Raw genomic sequence first — 14948 nt, 5'->3', positions numbered from 1 at the left:
GCCGGACCCCCGGCGCAGCCCGGTGCCCCGACCTGTCCGCCATCCGGCCACCTCTCCGTCCTGGCACCGCGTGCCACCTATGCTGTTGCCCGTCGGACAGCGCGGTCCGCACCCGTCACCCGCACCGCGGTGATGTCAGAGCCGTTGCCGAACCCCACCACCACAGGGAGACAGCCGTGACCGCTCCGGTCCCCACTCCGGCGGACAGCCCCTCCGTGATCGCCGACGCGGACGACAACGCCGCGCTGCGGGCGGACATCCGCCGGCTCGGCGATCTGCTCGGGGAGACCCTGGTGCGCCAGGAGGGCCCCGAACTGCTGGGCCTGGTCGAGCAGGTCCGCCTGCTGAGCCGCACCGACGGCGAGGCGACGGCCCAGCTGCTGGCCGAGATCGACCTGGACACCGCCGCGAAGCTGGTGCGCGCCTTCTCGACCTACTTCCACCTGGCCAACGTCACCGAGCAGGTGCACCGCGGCCGGGAGTTCGCCTCCCGCCGGGCCCGCGAGGGCTCGCTGCTGTCGCAGACCATGGACCAGCTGAAGGACGCCGACCCGAAGCACCTGGCCGACACCCTGGCCAACCTCGCGGTCCGCCCGGTCTTCACCGCGCACCCCACCGAGGCGGCCCGCCGCTCGGTGCTGAACAAGCTGCGCCGGGTCGGCGAGCTGCTGGAGCGCATCCACCGCGAGCAGGCCGCCACCGGCCGGGTCGACAGCGCCCGGCAGACCTCCGCCCGCCGCCAGGCCGACCGCCGCCTGGCCGAGGTGATCGACCTGCTGTGGCAGACCGACGAGCTGCGGATCGCCCGCCCGGAGCCCACCGACGAGGCCCGCAACGCCGTCTACTACCTGGACGAGCTGTACCGCGACGCCGTCCCGGAGGTGCTGGAGGAGCTGCACGAGGAGCTGGCCCGGGTCGGCCTGACGCTGCCCGAGGGCGTGCGCCCGCTGACCTTCGGCACCTGGATCGGCGGCGACCGCGACGGCAACCCGAACGTCACCCCGCGGGTCACCTGGGACGTCCTCAACCTGCAGCACGAGTACGGCATCAAGGACGCCCTGGAGGCGATCGACGACCTGCGCGCCTCGCTCTCCACCTCGGTCCGCCTGGCCGGGGCCTCGGAGGAGCTGCTGGCCTCGCTGGACGCCGACCTGACCCACCTGCCGGAGCTGAGCCCGCGCTACAAGCGGATGAACGCCGAGGAGCCGTACCGGCTGAAGGCCACCTGCATCCGGATCAAGCTGGAGAACACCCGCGACCGGCTGGCCGCCGGGACGCCGCCCACCCCGGGCCGCGACTACGTCGGCACCCGCGACCTGATCGCCGACCTGCGGCTGATCCAGGACTCGCTGCGCGCCCACCGCGGCGGCCTGATCGCCGACGGCCGCCTGGCCCGGGCGATCCGCACCATCGAGGCGTTCGGCCTGCAGCTGGCCACCATGGACGTGCGCGAGCACGCCGAGGCGCACCACCACGCGCTGGGCCAGCTCTTCGACCGGCTCGGCGAGGAGGCGTGGCGCTACACCGACATGCCGCGCGAGTACCGCCAGCGCCTGCTGTCCAAGGAGATGCGCTCGCGCCGCCCGCTGGCCCCGACCCCGGCGCCGCTGGACGCCGCGGGCGCCAAGACGCTGGGCGTGTTCACCACCATCCGCGAGGGCTTCGAGCGCTTCGGCGACGAGATCGTCGAGTCGTACATCATCTCGATGTGCCAGGGCGCCGACGACGTGTTCGCGGCCGCGGTGCTGGCCCGCGAGGCCGGCCTGATCGACCTGCACGCGGGCATCGCCAAGATCGGCATCGTGCCGCTGCTGGAGACCACCGACGAGCTCCAGGAGGCCGACCGGATCCTGGACGAGATGCTCTCCGACCCCTCCTACCGGCTGCTGGTGTCGCTGCGCGGCGACGTCCAGGAGGTCATGCTCGGCTACTCGGACTCCTCCAAGTTCGGCGGCATCACCACCTCGCAGTGGGAGATCCACCGCGCCCAGCGCCGGCTGCGCGACGTCGCGCACCGCTACGGCATCCGGCTGCGGCTCTTCCACGGCCGCGGCGGCACCGTCGGCCGCGGCGGCGGCCCCTCGCACGAGGCGATCCTGGCCCAGCCGTGGGGCACCCTGGAGGGCGAGATCAAGGTCACCGAGCAGGGCGAGGTGATCAGCGACAAGTACCTGCTGCCCTCGCTGGCCCGGGAGAACCTGGAGCTGACCCTCTCCGCCACGCTGGCCGCCTCCGCGCTGCACACCGCGCCCCGCCAGGCCCCCGAGGAGCTGGCCCGCTGGGACGCCGCGATGGACCGGGTCTCCGAGGCCGCGCACACCGCGTACCGCGCCCTGGTCGAGCAGGAGGACCTGCCGAAGTACTTCTTCGCCGCGACCCCGGTCGACCAGCTGGCCTCGCTGCACCTGGGCTCCCGCCCGTCCCGCCGCCCCGACAGCGGCGCGGGCCTGGACGGCCTGCGGGCCATCCCGTGGGTGTTCGGCTGGACGCAGTCCCGGCAGATCGTGCCCGGCTGGTACGGCGTGGGCTCCGGCCTGGCGGCGGCCCGCGCGGCCGGGCTGTCGGACGTGCTCGACGAGATGCACGGCAACTGGCACTTCTTCCGCAACTTCCTGTCCAACGTCGCCATGACGCTGGCCAAGACCGACCTGCGGATCGCCCGCCACTACGTCGAGCAGCTCGTCCCGGCCGAACTGCACCACATCTTCGACCAGATCGTCGCCGAGCACGACCTCACCCTGCGCGAGGTGCTGCGGCTGACCGGCGAGTCGGAGCTGCTGGAGCACAATCCGGTCCTCAAGCAGACCTTCACCGTGCGCGACGCCTACCTCGACCCGATCTCCTACCTGCAGGTCGCGCTGCTGCGCCGCCAGCGCGAGGAGGTCGCGGCCGGCCGCCCGGAGGACCCGCTGCGCGCCCGCGCGCTGCTGCTCACCGTGAACGGCATCGCGGCGGGCCTGCGCAACACCGGCTGACCCGCCCCGACGGCACGGCGGCCCGCCCCCTCGCTCGGACGAGGGGGCGGGCCGCCGCCGTCGCTCCTACCGGCCGTTCAGGCCTTCCTGCGCTTGCGCAGCCAGGCGGCCGCCCCGCCCGCCACCACCACCAGGCCGCCGCCCACCGCGTACACGCCGGCCGAGCCGACGGAGCCGGTGGGCGGGGCGAGCCGGGCCGCGGCGGGCTCCGGGGCGGGGCTGGCTTCGGCGGCCGCGGCGACCCCGGCGGTCCAACCCCCGGCGGCCAGGCACAGGACGGTGCCTCCGACGACCTTGCCCACGCGCTTCGACCGGATCACGGTCCATACCCCCATAGACGGCACTTCAATCCTTGCTGTACCGGTCCTGACGCTATCGGATCCGTCGGCGTTTCTGACCCCAGGTCAGCTTCCACCGGGCAAGCGTTGCATGAACGTTGTGTACGGAGGGTGGTCGAATCCGGTGCCGCCGCGGCACCAGGTGCCAAGTGGAGGCGGGGGTTCAGGAGTTGTAGTTCTGCTGGGCCCGTTCCAGGCCGTCCGAGAGCAGCGCCTCGACGGCGTCGGCGGCCCGGTCGACGAACCAGTCCAGGTCCTTGCGCTCGGTGGAGGAGAAGTCCTTGAGCACGAAGTCGGCGACCTCCATCCGGCCGGGCGGGCGGCCGATGCCGCAGCGGACCCGGTGGTAGTCGGGGCCGAGCGACTTGGTGATCGACTTGAGGCCGTTGTGGCCGTTGTCCCCGCCGCCGGCCTTCAGCCGCAACGCCGCGTAGTCGAGGTCGAGTTCGTCGTGGACGGCGACGATCGCCGAGGTCGGGACCTTGTAGAAGTCGCGCAGCGCGGTGACCGGGCCGCCCGAGAGGTTCATGAAGCTCATCGGCTCGGCGAGCACGACCCGCTTGCCCGCCAGCCGCCCCTCGGCGACCTGGGCGCGGCTCTTGTGGGCCTTGAACCTGGCGCCGATGCGCTGGGCCAGCAGCTCGACCACCATGAAGCCGATGTTGTGCCGGTTGCGGGCGTACTCCTTGCCCGGGTTGCCGAGGCCCACCACCAGCCAGGGGCCGTCGTACTCGCTCATGCCGCTCCTCACGCGGGTGTTCTCCGTACCGTCACATCATCCCGGACACGCCGCTGCCCCGGCCGTCCGCGCGCGGGGCGGGACGGCCGGGGCAGCGAAGGGGCGCGATCAGGCCTCGACGGCCTCGTCGGCGGCGGCCTCGGCGGCACCCTCAGCAGCGGCCTCCTCGGTCTCACTGGCCTCGGGGGCCTGGGCGCCGATGACCTGCAGCACGACGGCGTCGGCCTCGACGGCCAGGGTCGTGCCGGAGGGCAGGGTGATGTCGCCGGCGGTGATGGAGGCGCCGGCCTCCAGGCCCTCGATCGAGACGGTGACCGACTCGGGCAGGTGGGTGGCCTCGGCCTCGACCGGGAGGGCGTTCAGCACGTTCTCGATCAGGTTGCCGCCGGGGGCCAGCTCGCCCTCGGTGTGGACCGGGATCTCGACGGTGACCTTCTCGCCGCGCTTGACCAGCAGCAGGTCGACGTGCTCGATGGAGCGCTTGATGGCCTCGCGCTGCACGGCCTTCGGCAGCACGTACTCGTCCTTGCCCTCGATCGGGACGACCAGCAGGGCGTTCGGGGTCTTGAGGGCCATCATCAGGTCGTGGCCGGGCAGGTTCAGGTGCACCGGGGTGTGGCCGTGGCCGTACACGACACCGGGGACGAAGCCGGCGCGGCGGGCGCGGCGGGCGGCACCCTTGCCGAACTCGGTGCGGGCTTCGGCGGCAAGGCGGATCTCGGACACGACTGCACTCCTCGTGAAGCGAAGGGGTGCAGGAACGACAGAACCGCCGGGCCACACCCTCATGTACGTAATGGGGGACGCTCGGCGGTTCGATCAAGGCGCATCGTTCTCGCGCGTCGATCACGGAGCACCGAATGGGCATCCCTCGCCGAGCAGTCTCCCAAGACTAACCGGGGGGTGGCGCGGACGTGAAATCGGCCCCCGGCTCCGTGACGGAGCCGGGGGCCGATCGAGGGGTGGGACGGGGTCAGTGCACGCCCTCGAAGAGGCTGGTGACCGAGCCGTCCTCGAACACCTCGCGCACCGCGGCGGCGATCGACGGGGCGATCGACAGCGTGGTGATCTTGTCCAGCTGGAGCTGGGCCGGGGTCGGCAGGGTGTTGGTGAAGACGAACTCGCTGACCCGGGAGTTCTTCAGCCGGTCCGCGGCGGGCCCGGAGAGCACGCCGTGGGTGGCGGCGACCAGGACGTCGGAGGCCCCGGCGTCGAACAGCGCGTCGGCGGCGGCGCAGATGGTGCCCGCGGTGTCGATCATGTCGTCGACCAGGACGCAGACCCGGTCCCTGACGTCACCGACCACCTCGGCGGACATGATGGTGTTGGCCTGCGACATGTCGCGGCGCTTGTGGATGATCGCCAGCGGGGCGCCGAGGCGGTCGCACCACTGGTCGGCGACCTTCACCCGGCCCGCGTCCGGGGAGACGACGGTCAGCTTGGAGCGGTCCGGGACGCGGGCGCCGATGTAGTCGGCCAGCATCGGCAGCGCGAACAGGTGGTCCACCGGGCCGTCGAAGAAGCCCTGGATCTGCGCGGTGTGCAGGTCCACGGCCATCAGCCGGTCGGCCCCGGCCTGGCGCAGCAGGTCGGCGATCAGGCGGGCCGAGATGGGCTCGCGACCGAGGTGCTTCTTGTCCTGCCGGGCGTAGCCGTAGAACGGGAGGATCGCGGTGATGCTGCGGGCCGACGCGCGCTTGAGCGCGTCGATCATGATCAGCTGCTCCATGATCCACTGGTTGATCGGAGCCGTGTGGCTCTGGATCACGAAGCAGTCCGCGCCGCGGGCGGAGTCCAGGAACCGGACGTAGATCTCGCCGTTGGCGAAGTCCAGGGCCTTGGTCGGGACGAGTTCGGTGCCCAGCTCGCGGGCGACCTCCTCGGCAAGTTCGGGGTGGGCACGGCCGGAAAAGAGTTTGAGCTTCTTCTCACCGGAGGTCGTGATCCCGCTCACTGCACCGTCTCCTCGATGTATTGCCACTCTGGGTGAGTACGCCGAGGCACGGCCGAACAGGCCCGATGGCGCACGTATGTACTTCAGGTTACGCGCCCCGCTGCCGGACCGGTGGCCGGGGACCACTCCTCAAGATCCCCGGCCGCCCCCTCCGGACTACTGCGCCCCACCCGCCTCGGCGGCCGCGCGGGCGGAGGCCGAACCCGGCCGCTTCCGCTCAACCCAGCCCGCGATGTTGCGCTGCTGGGCCCGCGCGACGCCCAGCGAACCGGCCGGGACGTCGTTGGTGATCACCGATCCGGCGGCCGTGTAGGCGCCGTCGCCCACCGTCACCGGGGCGATGAACATGTTGTCGGAACCCGTGCGGCAGTGGGCCCCGATGACCGTGCGGTGCTTGTTCACCCCGTCGTAGTTGACTGTGACGGACGCCGCACCGACGTTGGTGCCCTCGCCGATCGTCGCGTCCCCGATGTACGACAGGTGCGGGACCTTCGCCCCCTCGCCGAGCTCCGAGTTCTTGATCTCGACGTAGGTGCCGGCCTTCGCCCCCCGGGCCAGCGTCGTGCCGGGCCGCAGGTACGCGTACGGGCCGACGCTGGCCTCCGGGCCGATCTCGGCGCGCTCGGCCGTGGTGTTGCTCACACGGGCGCCCGCGCCGACCGCGGTGGCGGTCAGCGTGGTGTTCGGGCCGACCTCGCAGCCCTCGCCGAGGTGGCTGGCGCCGCGCAGCTGGGTGTTCGGGTGGACCAGCGCGTCCGGCTCGTAGGTCACCTGCACGTCGAACCAGGTGGAGGCCGGGTCGACCACGGTGACCCCGGCCCGCATCGCGTCCTCCAGCAGCCGGTCGTTGAGCAGCCGGCGGGCCTCGGCCAGCTGCACCCGGTCGTTGATGCCGACGATCTCCCGGTGGTCGGCGGCCACCACCGCGCCGACCCGGTGGCCCTCGCGGCGCAGGATCTCCAGGGTGTCGGTCAGGTACTCCTCACCCTGCACGTTGTCGGTGCCGACCAGCGACAGGGCCAGCGCCAGCAGCTTGGCGTCGAAGGCGAACACCCCGGAGTTGATCTCGTCCACGGCCAACTGCTCGGCGGTGGCGTCCTTGTGCTCGACGATCGCGGCGACCGCGCCGTCCGGGCCGCGCAGGATCCGGCCGTAGCCGGTCGGGTCGGGGACCCGGGCGGTCAGCACGGTGACGCCGTTGCCCTGCTCGGCGTGGGCGGCGGCCAGCGCGGCCAGGGTGGCGCCGGTGAGCAGCGGGGCGTCGCCGGTGGTGACCAGCACGGTGCCGTCCAGCTCCACGCCGTCGGCGGCCAGCGCCCGCAGCGCGGTGCGCACGGCGTGGCCGGTGCCGTTCTGCTCGCTCTGCACGACCGGGCGGGCGGCCGGGTAGTGCTCGGCCAGGTGCGCCTGGACCAGCTCGCGCAGGTGGCCGACCACCACGACCAGCTGAGCGGGCGTCAACTCCTGGGCCGCGCTGACCGCGTGGCCCACCAGGGAGCGCCCGCAGATCTCGTGCAGCACCTTCGGCAGGGCCCTGGACTTCATCCGGGTGCCGCCCCCGGCGGCGAGCACGATCACGGCGGCGGGCTGGTTGGCACTCACGCGGGGAGACTCCTCGGTCGATGCGGATGGAGGGCGCACCGAGGATACCGAGAGAAAAGGAACGGAAACCGTCCGAAACGGTCGGGGCGGCCCGAAACCGGCAGGCCGGGGCTCCGCGAAGGGCTCCGCCGCTAGGATTCGAACCCAGACAAAGGCCTCCAAAGGGCCCTGTGCTGCCATTACACCACGGCGGAAAGGGCGCGTCGCGCGCCCAGCACAGCCTACGGGTTGACGGCCCGTAGCTCCACCACCTTCCGCGAAGGCACACGAACGACGCCGCGCGAACGGCGCGCCGACCGGCGGGCGAACAGTGCGACACACCCGTGCGGGCCTCTTCCGCTTGCCCGGCGGCGTTACCTACGATGCCGTAAGTTACGGAAACGTAGGTACCAGCTCCTCCCCCTCACCCAAGGGAGCGCCATGACCATCCAGACCGGGCAGGCGCCGCCGCGCGCCGCCGAGGACGAACCCACCACCGCCGAGCGCAGCGCCACCGGACTGTCCGCCACCAGGGGCGGCGAGAAGCAGGGCGCGCTGGAGCGCACCACCCTGGCCCTGTTCATCGCCGTGCCGTTCCTGGCCCTGCTCGCCGCCGTCCCGCTGGCCTGGGGCCGGGGCCTGTCCTGGCTGGACGCCGGGCTCGCCGTCGGCATGTACTTCCTCACCTGCCACGGCATCACCGTCGGCTACCACCGCTACTTCACCCACGGCGCGTTCAAGGCCAACCGCCCGCTGCGCGTGGGCCTGGCGGTGCTCGGCTCGCTGGCCGTCGAGGGCCCGCTGGTGCGCTGGGTCGCCGACCACCGCAAGCACCACCGCTACTCCGACAAGGACGGCGACCCGCACTCGCCGTGGCGCTACGGCGAGAGCCTGCCCGCCCTGCTCAAGGGCCTGTGGTGGGCGCACATGGGCTGGATGTTCGACGAGGAGCAGACCCCGCAGCTCACCTACGCGCCCGACCTGGTCCGCGACCCGGCCATAAGGCGCGTCTCCCGGCTGTTCTGGCTGTGGACGCTGATCTCGCTCGGCCTGCCCCCGCTGGTCGGCGGCCTGGCCACCTGGAGCTGGCAGGGCGCGCTGAGCGCCTTCTTCTGGGGCTCGCTGGTCCGGGTCGCGCTGCTGCACCACGTCACCTGGTCGATCAACTCGATCTGCCACGCGGTGGGTTCGCGGCCCTTCAAGTCCCGCGACCGCTCCGGCAACGTCTGGTGGCTGGCCGTGCTGTCCTGCGGCGAGTCCTGGCACAACCTGCACCACGCCGACCCCACCTCGGCCCGGCACGGCGTGCTCCGCGGGCAGGTCGACTCCTCCGCCCGGGTCATCCGCTGGTTCGAGCGGGCGGGCTGGGCGCACGACGTCCGCTGGCCCGGCGCGGAGCGGATCGCCGCCCGCCGCGCCGCATGACCCGGCGCCTACAGCATGATGGAGGGGTGAACGGGACCAACGGAGACAGCGCCGGCCATCGGCAGCCCCCGCGCCGCGGCGGGGGCAAGGGCAGCGGCCGGGTGCGGATGACCGGCAAGCAGCGCCGCGAGCAGCTGCTGGAGATCGGCCGGACGGTCTTCGCCGAACGCGGCTACGACGGCACCTCGGTCGAGGAGATCGCCGAGCGCGCCGGGGTCTCCAAGCCCGTCGTGTACGAGCACTTCGGCGGCAAGGAGGGCCTGTACGCGGTGGTGGTCGACCGCGAGATGCAGCTGCTGCTCGACATGGTCACCGGCGCCCTCACCGGCGGGCACTCCCGCGAGCTGCTGGAGCAGGCCGCGTTCGCGCTGATGGACTACATCGACACCTCCACCGACGGCTTCAAGATCCTCGTCCGGGACTCGCCGGTGGCCCAGTCCACCGGCTCGTTCGCCTCGCTGATCGGCGACATCGCCACCCAGGTCGAGGACATCCTCGGGCTGGAGTTCAAGTCCCGGGGCTTCGACGCCAGGCTGGCGCCGATGTACTCGCAGATGCTGGTCGGCATGGTGGCGCTGACCGGCCAGTGGTGGCTGGAGGTCCGCAAGCCCGCCAAGGCGGAGGTCGCCGCCCACCTGGTCAACCTCGCCTGGCACGGCCTGGAGGGCCTGGAGCGGCACCCCAAGCTGGTCGGCGAGCGCAAGAACTGACACCGACCGGCCCGGCCCCGCACCGAGGCCCGGGCCGCCCCCGCGACAGGAGCACCCGTGGCGGTCTTCCTGCTGTCCCTCGGCGCCGCCTGCTGCCTGGGCGCCGGATTCGTCCTGCAGCAGCACGCCGCCCAGCGCGCGCCCAGCGGCGACCTGCTGCGCTGGCGGCTGCTGCTCGACCTGATGCGGATGCCCGACTGGCTGCTCGGCATCGCCTTCATGATCGGCGGCCAGGCGCTCTCCGCGCTGGCCCTCAGCCAGGGCGAAGTCGCCCTGGTCGAACCGCTGCTGGCCACCAACCTGGTCTGGGCGATGCTGCTGGCCCGCCGGATCACCGGCACCCGGCTGGGCCGCGCCGGCTGGATCGGCGTCGCCCTGATCGCCCTCGGCGTCACCGCGTTCATCGCCGCCGGACAGCCTCGGGGCGGCGGCCCGGCGGCCGGACCGCTGCGCTACTGGCTGGTCTTCGGGATCGTCTCCGGCCTGGCCCTGCTGCTGGTCACGGTGGCCCGCCGCCTGCCGCTGTTCGAGGAGGCCACCCTGCTGGCGCTGGCCGCCGGGCTGCTCTACGGCCTGCAGGACGCGCTCACCCGCACCACCTTCGACCGGATCGACCGAGACGGGGCGGCGGCCGCGCTGGTCTCCTGGCCGCCGTACACCGTGGTCGGGCTGGGCGTGATCGGCCTGCTGCTGGTGCAGTCCGCGTTCGAGGCCGCGCCGCTGCGGATGTCGCTGCCCGCCCTCACCGCGGCCCAGCCGCTGGCCGGGATCGCCTGCGCGGTCGGCTTCCTCGGCGACCGGCTGCGCCTCACCCCGGGGGCGCTGGCCTGGCAGAGCGCCGGGCTGGCCGCGATCGTGGTCGGCGTGGTGGTGCTGGGGCGCCACCCGGCGCTGCCCGGCGCCAAGTGACGCGCCGTCAGCGCCTCACCGCTTGACCGCCACCGCGAAGACCCGGCGGAACGGGAACAGCGTGCCGTGCTCGGTGGCCGGGTACGCCGCGCGCAGCAGCGCCCCGTACTCGGCCAGGAACTCGGCGCGCTCCCGCTCCTCGGGCAGCCGGTCCAGCACCGGGCGCAGGGTGGAGCCCTTGACCCACTCCAGCACCGGGTCGGGGCCCGGCAGCACCATCGTGTACGTGCTCTCCCAGACGTCCGCGGTGCAGCCCGCCGCCATCAACGTCCGTGCGTAGCGCTCCGGTTGGTGGCAGGAGGCGTCCGGGCGGACGGTGCCCAGCCGCTCGCGCCAGTGCGGGGCGCGGCGCAGTTCGGCGAGCAGGGTGTGGCTGGGGGCGGCGAAGTTGCCGGGCAGCTGGAAGGCGATCACCCCGCCGGGGCGCAGTGCGGCCGCCCAGCGCGGCAACAGGTCCAGGTGGTCGGCGGTGTCGGTGTCCATCCAGTGCAGGGCGGCGTTGGAGGCGATCAGGTCGGGCCGCTCGGGCGCCGGGTCGTACTGCGTGACGTCCTGCTGCCGGTACACGGCGGTGGGTTCGCCGTCGGCGCCGCGGGCCTTCGCCAGCAGCTCGGGCGAGGAGTCCAGGCCGAGCAGCCGGGCGTCCGGCCAGCGGCGGCGCAGCGCGGCGGTGGAGTTGCCCGGGCCGCAGCCGAGGTCGAGCACGGTGGGGGCGGGCGGCAGCTCCGGGACGCGGGCGAGCAGGTCCTCGAAGGGGCGGTTCCGCAGGTCGGCGTAGCGGAGGTACTGGTCGGCGTCCCAGTGGGCGGGCATGGTGCGGCTCCCGAAAGTATCTCGACATCAAGATATCTCTGTAACGACGAGACTCCCTTTGTTATCTCTTGATGTCAAGAGACTTCACATCGACACACCCCCCGATACACTGATCGACATGGAGGACGAGGTCGACCGGCTGGTCGCAGCATGGCGCCGAGAGCGCCCCGACCTCGACGTGGAACCGCTTGAGGTCCTCAGTCGGGTGAGTCGGCTCGCCCGCCACCTCGACCGCGCCCGCCGCACCGCCTTCGCCGAGCACGGCCTCGAACCCTGGGAGTTCGACGTCCTCACCGCCCTGCGCCGGGCCGGCTCCCCCTACCAGCTCTCCCCCGGCCAGCTCCTCACCCAGACCCTGGTCACCTCCGGCACCATGACCAACCGGATCGACCGCCTCACCGCCAAGGGCCTGGTCGTGCGCCTCCCCGACCCCGACGACCGCCGCGGCGTCCTGGTCCGCCTCACCGACGCCGGCCGCGACAAGGCCGACCAGGCCCTGGCCGGCCTCCTCGCCCACGAACGCGAGATCCTCGCCCAGCTCGCCCCCGCCCAGCAGACCGAACTCGCCGCCCTGCTCCGCAACCTGGTGGCCCCCTTCGACCGCAGCAGCTGAGAGGCCCCGCACGAGGGCCCCGTCACGAGGGCCCCATCAGGGGCCCGGGGAACGGCGGGCACGGGTCTGCTCACGGTGCACTGCCGGAGCGCGCGTCGGCTTCGGGTTCTGTCACCGCGGCCCGAAGCAGCACGGACCTCCGGTGGGCTCCGGCCAGCAGCAGCTCGGACTCGCCGTTCCCCGAGCCCCTGAATACGCATCCCGCCGTTCCTCCCGAGCCCCTGACGGGACTCCCCTAGAAACCGTCCGGGTACGGGGTCGCGAGGGCCGGGGTCCTGGCGTGGGCGGTCTGGTAGCCGGGGAGCAGCGCCGCCAGGCGGTCGCGGACCTCGGGGTCGGAGTTGACGGTGGCCGCGCCGTAGAGGCCGGTGAGGCCGCCGGCCAGGTCCTCGGGGACGGTGGCGTGGTCGGCGACGGTGGCGAAGATCCGGGGGTGGGCGGTGGGGAGGCGCTCCTCGCTGTCGGAGAACAGCGCCTCGTTGAGCTTCTCCCCGGCCCGCAGGCCGGTGTAGCGGATCTCCACCTCGTCCGCGCCCAGCTGCACCTGTTCGGCGAAGTTGTGGACCAGGTCGACGATCCGGACCGGCTCGCCCATGTCGAGGACGAACACCTCGCCGCCCTCGGCCATCCGTCCGGCCTCCAGGACCAGGCCGACGGCCTCCTCGATGGTCATGAAGAAGCGGGTGACGTCGGGGTGGGTGACCGTCACCGGGCCGCCGCTGCGCAACTGCTCCTCCAGCACCGACAGCAGCGAGCCGCGCGAGCCGAGGACGTTGCCGAAGCGGACGGCGGTGAAGACGCCGGTGCCCAGGTTGCGGGCGTCGCGGGCGTTGGCCTGGACGATCAGCTCGGCCAGCCGCTTGCTCGCGCCCAGCACCGAGGTCGGGTCGGCGGCCTTGTCGGTGGAGATCAGCACGAAGCGTTCGACGCCGGTGGCCAGCGCCGCCTCGACCAGGTGGTCGGTGCCCAGCACGTTGGACTTCACCGCCTCGCTGGGGTGGCGCTCCAGCAGCGGGAGGTGCTTGTGCGCGGCGGCGTGGAAGACCACGTCGGGGCGCAGGTCGCGGAAGATCTGCTGGATCCGGGGGCGGTCCCGGATGTCGGCGATCACCAGGGACTCGTCGGTGAGCAGCGCCTCGCCCCAGATGTCGAGCTGCAGCCGGTGCAGGTTGGACTCGTCGTGGTCGAGCATGTAGAGCGCGGCGGGCCCGAACGCCTGGACCTGCCGGCACAGTTCGCTGCCGATCGAACCACCGGCGCCGGTGACCAGGACCCGGCGGCCCTCGATGACGGTGCGGACGTCCGGGGAGACCACGTGGACCTCGTGCCGGCCGATCAGCCGGTTGACGTCCAGGGTGCGCATGTCGGAGCCGACCACCTCGCGGCGCAGCGCGGACAGGAAGGACGGCAGGTAACGGACGGACGCACCGGCCGCGGCCGCGGCGGTGGCGAGCTCGCGCACCCGCTGGTGCGGGAGGCCGGGGATGGCGAGGACCACCACCTGGGCGGCGTGGGTGAGGGCCAGGTCGGTGAGGTCGGCGAGCGGGCCGAGGACGGGGCTGCCGGAGACGTCCAGCCCGGCCTTGGCCGGATCGTCGTCCAGGACGCCGACCGGATGGAGGCCGAAGTCCGGGGTCCGGTCCAGGTCGCGGACCAGCGCGGTCCCGGCGGCGCCGCCCCCGACGACCAGGGTGCGCAGGCCGGGCGAACCGGCCCGCTGGGCGGGCAGCGGGATGCGGGCCCGGTACGGGCGTGCGGCAGTGGGGTGCGGCGACATCTGACCTCCGGTCTACCTGACTCACGGAGTGGAACGTGCGGAAGGGCGCGGGCTCGTTCAGCCCGGGCCGGGGCCTGCGGCAGAGGCGACGGTCGGCGGAGGGACGGGGGCGGTGGCCGGGGCGGGCGCGGCGGGCGGCCCGGGCGGTTCCAGGGGGGCGACCCCGGCCCGGCGGGCGACCGCGACCGCCGCCAGCGTGGAGTGCACCCCCAGCTTGCCCAGGACGTTCTGCATGTGGGTGCGGACGGTGTGCGGGGAGAGGAACAGCCGCTCCGCGACGGCCTGCCGGCCGAGACCGGCCACCATGCAGCGCAGCACCTCCTCCTCGCGGGGGGTGAGCGCGGCCACCAGCCGCTCGCTCTCCGAGCGGTCCCGGCGGGCCGAGGTCAGTTCGCGGACCACACCGGTGAGCAGCGCGGGCGGCAGGTGCGTCTCGTCGCGCCGGACGCCGCGCACCACCGCCATCAGCGCGCCGAGCGAACTCTCGCGCGCCACCCAGCCGTTGGCCCCGGCCTGCAGGGCGCGGGCGGCCCGCTGCGGGTCGTCCGCGGCGGCCAGCAGGACGGCCCGCACCTGCGGGTGGGCCCGCCGGATCCGGGCCACCAGGGCGATCCCGTCGGTCAGCGGCGGCTGCCCGCCGGGGGGCTGCGGGGCCCGCCGGGGCACCGGCACGGCGGCCGGGCCGCGGGGCGGCGGCACCGGCACGACGCCCAGGTCGACGTCGACCAGCACCACGTCGTACGGGCGGTGCTCGCCCGCCGCGCGCTCCAGTGCCCGTTCGGCCGCCGCCGCGCTGCCCGCCGCCCCGACGTCCACGTCGGGTTCGGCGGCCAGCGCCGTGGCGAGCGCCTCGGCGAAGATCCGGTGGCCGTCGACCACCAGGACGCGTGTACGCCCCATTCGTCCTTGCCCCCCTGCTCGTGGGCCGACCCCCACCGGTCCCTCACTCAGCCTACGGGCGCCTGCCCGCACGGCGTGGGGGTTTGGTGAAGTTCCTGTACACAGGGTCTTCGACGGTGGGGGTCGGGTCGGGGTGGGGTGCTGGTCAGGCGCGGTGGGCGAGGGTGAACTCCCAGGCGTCGGCGACGATCCGGTCGAGTTCGGGGCGCTTGGG

13 protein-coding genes and 1 tRNA gene are annotated in these 14948 nt (G+C 73.3%); 5 read left to right on the top strand and 9 right to left on the bottom strand.

Going from position 1 to position 14948, the window contains the following annotated elements; translation table 11 throughout:
• Nucleotides 1-176: 176 nt before the first annotated feature.
• Nucleotides 177-2975, top strand: coding sequence for a phosphoenolpyruvate carboxylase (ppc, locus tag ACFY00_RS20630; protein ID WP_388032952.1), 2799 nt, complete (start codon nucleotides 177-179; stop codon nucleotides 2973-2975).
• 77 nt (nucleotides 2976-3052) lie between these two features.
• Here ppc and ACFY00_RS20625 read toward each other — a convergent pair whose 3' ends face one another.
• The 6 genes from ACFY00_RS20625 to ACFY00_RS20600 all read right to left on the bottom strand — a co-directional run bounded on the left by ACFY00_RS20625 (nucleotide 3053) and on the right by ACFY00_RS20600 (nucleotide 7802).
• Entirely contained in the window at nucleotides 3053-3277 is a 225-nt protein-coding gene (locus tag ACFY00_RS20625) for a hypothetical protein (protein WP_388032951.1), read from the bottom strand.
• Between the two features lie 199 nt (nucleotides 3278-3476).
• A complete protein-coding gene (gene pth / locus ACFY00_RS20620; RefSeq protein ID WP_388032950.1) occupies nucleotides 3477-4052 on the bottom strand; it encodes an aminoacyl-tRNA hydrolase in 576 nt (191 codons plus the stop codon).
• A 108-nt stretch (nucleotides 4053-4160) separates the two neighbouring features.
• A complete protein-coding gene (locus tag ACFY00_RS20615) occupies nucleotides 4161-4778 on the bottom strand; it encodes a 50S ribosomal protein L25/general stress protein Ctc (RefSeq protein ID WP_388032949.1) in 618 nt (205 codons plus the stop codon).
• A 247-nt stretch (nucleotides 4779-5025) separates the two neighbouring features.
• Nucleotides 5026-6006: a ribose-phosphate diphosphokinase gene (locus ACFY00_RS20610; RefSeq protein ID WP_388032948.1), complete on the bottom strand. Its 981-nt coding sequence runs from the start codon at nucleotides 6004-6006 to the stop codon at nucleotides 5026-5028.
• Between the two features lie 156 nt (nucleotides 6007-6162).
• Nucleotides 6163-7608, bottom strand: coding sequence for a bifunctional UDP-N-acetylglucosamine diphosphorylase/glucosamine-1-phosphate N-acetyltransferase GlmU (gene glmU / locus ACFY00_RS20605; protein ID WP_388032947.1), 1446 nt, complete (start codon nucleotides 7606-7608; stop codon nucleotides 6163-6165).
• A 123-nt stretch (nucleotides 7609-7731) separates the two neighbouring features.
• Nucleotides 7732-7802: transfer RNA gene (locus ACFY00_RS20600), tRNA-Gln, on the bottom strand.
• A 226-nt stretch (nucleotides 7803-8028) separates the two neighbouring features.
• Here ACFY00_RS20600 and ACFY00_RS20595 point away from each other — a divergent pair.
• The 3 genes from ACFY00_RS20595 to ACFY00_RS20585 are packed head-to-tail and all read left to right on the top strand — an operon-like array spanning nucleotide 8029 to nucleotide 10631.
• A complete protein-coding gene (locus ACFY00_RS20595; RefSeq protein WP_388032946.1) occupies nucleotides 8029-9012 on the top strand; it encodes an acyl-CoA desaturase in 984 nt (327 codons plus the stop codon).
• Entirely contained in the window at nucleotides 9009-9722 is a 714-nt protein-coding gene (locus ACFY00_RS20590) for a TetR family transcriptional regulator (protein WP_388032945.1), read from the top strand. The genes ACFY00_RS20595 and ACFY00_RS20590 overlap by 4 nt, the downstream gene beginning before the upstream one ends.
• A gap of 57 nt (nucleotides 9723-9779) precedes the next feature.
• The gene (locus ACFY00_RS20585) at nucleotides 9780-10631 is read left to right on the top strand and encodes a DMT family transporter (RefSeq protein WP_388032944.1); all 852 of its coding nucleotides are present in this window, start codon (nucleotides 9780-9782) and stop codon (nucleotides 10629-10631) included.
• 15 nt (nucleotides 10632-10646) lie between these two features.
• On the opposite strand, the gene ACFY00_RS20580 is transcribed toward ACFY00_RS20585, so the two are convergent.
• Nucleotides 10647-11444 carry a methyltransferase domain-containing protein gene (locus tag ACFY00_RS20580; RefSeq protein ID WP_388032943.1) on the bottom strand — a complete coding sequence of 266 codons (798 nt, stop codon included), beginning with the start codon at nucleotides 11442-11444 and terminating at the stop codon, nucleotides 10647-10649.
• A gap of 118 nt (nucleotides 11445-11562) precedes the next feature.
• Here ACFY00_RS20580 and ACFY00_RS20575 point away from each other — a divergent pair, with 118 nt between their 5' ends.
• Nucleotides 11563-12057 (top strand): MarR family winged helix-turn-helix transcriptional regulator, encoded by a 495-nt coding sequence (locus ACFY00_RS20575; RefSeq protein ID WP_388032942.1) that lies wholly within the window; start codon nucleotides 11563-11565, stop codon nucleotides 12055-12057.
• A 235-nt stretch (nucleotides 12058-12292) separates the two neighbouring features.
• Here the strand turns inward: ACFY00_RS20575 and ACFY00_RS20570 are convergent, their stop codons facing one another.
• Both ACFY00_RS20570 and ACFY00_RS20565 read right to left on the bottom strand, forming a co-directional pair.
• The gene (locus ACFY00_RS20570; RefSeq protein ID WP_388032941.1) at nucleotides 12293-13834 is read right to left on the bottom strand and encodes a polysaccharide biosynthesis protein; all 1542 of its coding nucleotides are present in this window, start codon (nucleotides 13832-13834) and stop codon (nucleotides 12293-12295) included.
• 57 nt (nucleotides 13835-13891) lie between these two features.
• The gene (locus tag ACFY00_RS20565; protein ID WP_388032940.1) at nucleotides 13892-14734 is read right to left on the bottom strand and encodes a LuxR C-terminal-related transcriptional regulator; all 843 of its coding nucleotides are present in this window, start codon (nucleotides 14732-14734) and stop codon (nucleotides 13892-13894) included.
• Between the last annotated feature and the right edge of the window lie 214 nt (nucleotides 14735-14948).

The sequence above is a fragment of the Kitasatospora sp. NPDC001540 genome (assembly GCF_042894345.1).
GTDB lineage: Bacteria > Actinomycetota > Actinomycetes > Streptomycetales > Streptomycetaceae > Kitasatospora > Kitasatospora phosalacinea_C.
This window is presented reverse-complemented; position numbering and strand designations above follow the sequence as displayed.

Coding starts and splice junctions, on each gene's coding strand:
- ACFY00_RS20595 (WP_388032946.1), top strand. CDS start 8,029: ATGACCATCCAGACCGGGCAGGCGCCGCCGCGCGCCGCCGAGGACGAA.
- pth (WP_388032950.1), bottom strand. CDS start 4,052: ATGAGCGAGTACGACGGCCCCTGGCTGGTGGTGGGCCTCGGCAACCCG.
- ACFY00_RS20590 (WP_388032945.1), top strand. CDS start 9,009: ATGACCCGGCGCCTACAGCATGATGGAGGGGTGAACGGGACCAACGGA.
- ACFY00_RS20565 (WP_388032940.1), bottom strand. CDS start 14,734: ATGGGGCGTACACGCGTCCTGGTGGTCGACGGCCACCGGATCTTCGCC.
- ACFY00_RS20580 (WP_388032943.1), bottom strand. CDS start 11,444: ATGCCCGCCCACTGGGACGCCGACCAGTACCTCCGCTACGCCGACCTG.
- ACFY00_RS20575 (WP_388032942.1), top strand. CDS start 11,563: ATGGAGGACGAGGTCGACCGGCTGGTCGCAGCATGGCGCCGAGAGCGC.
- ACFY00_RS20570 (WP_388032941.1), bottom strand. CDS start 13,834: ATGTCGCCGCACCCCACTGCCGCACGCCCGTACCGGGCCCGCATCCCG.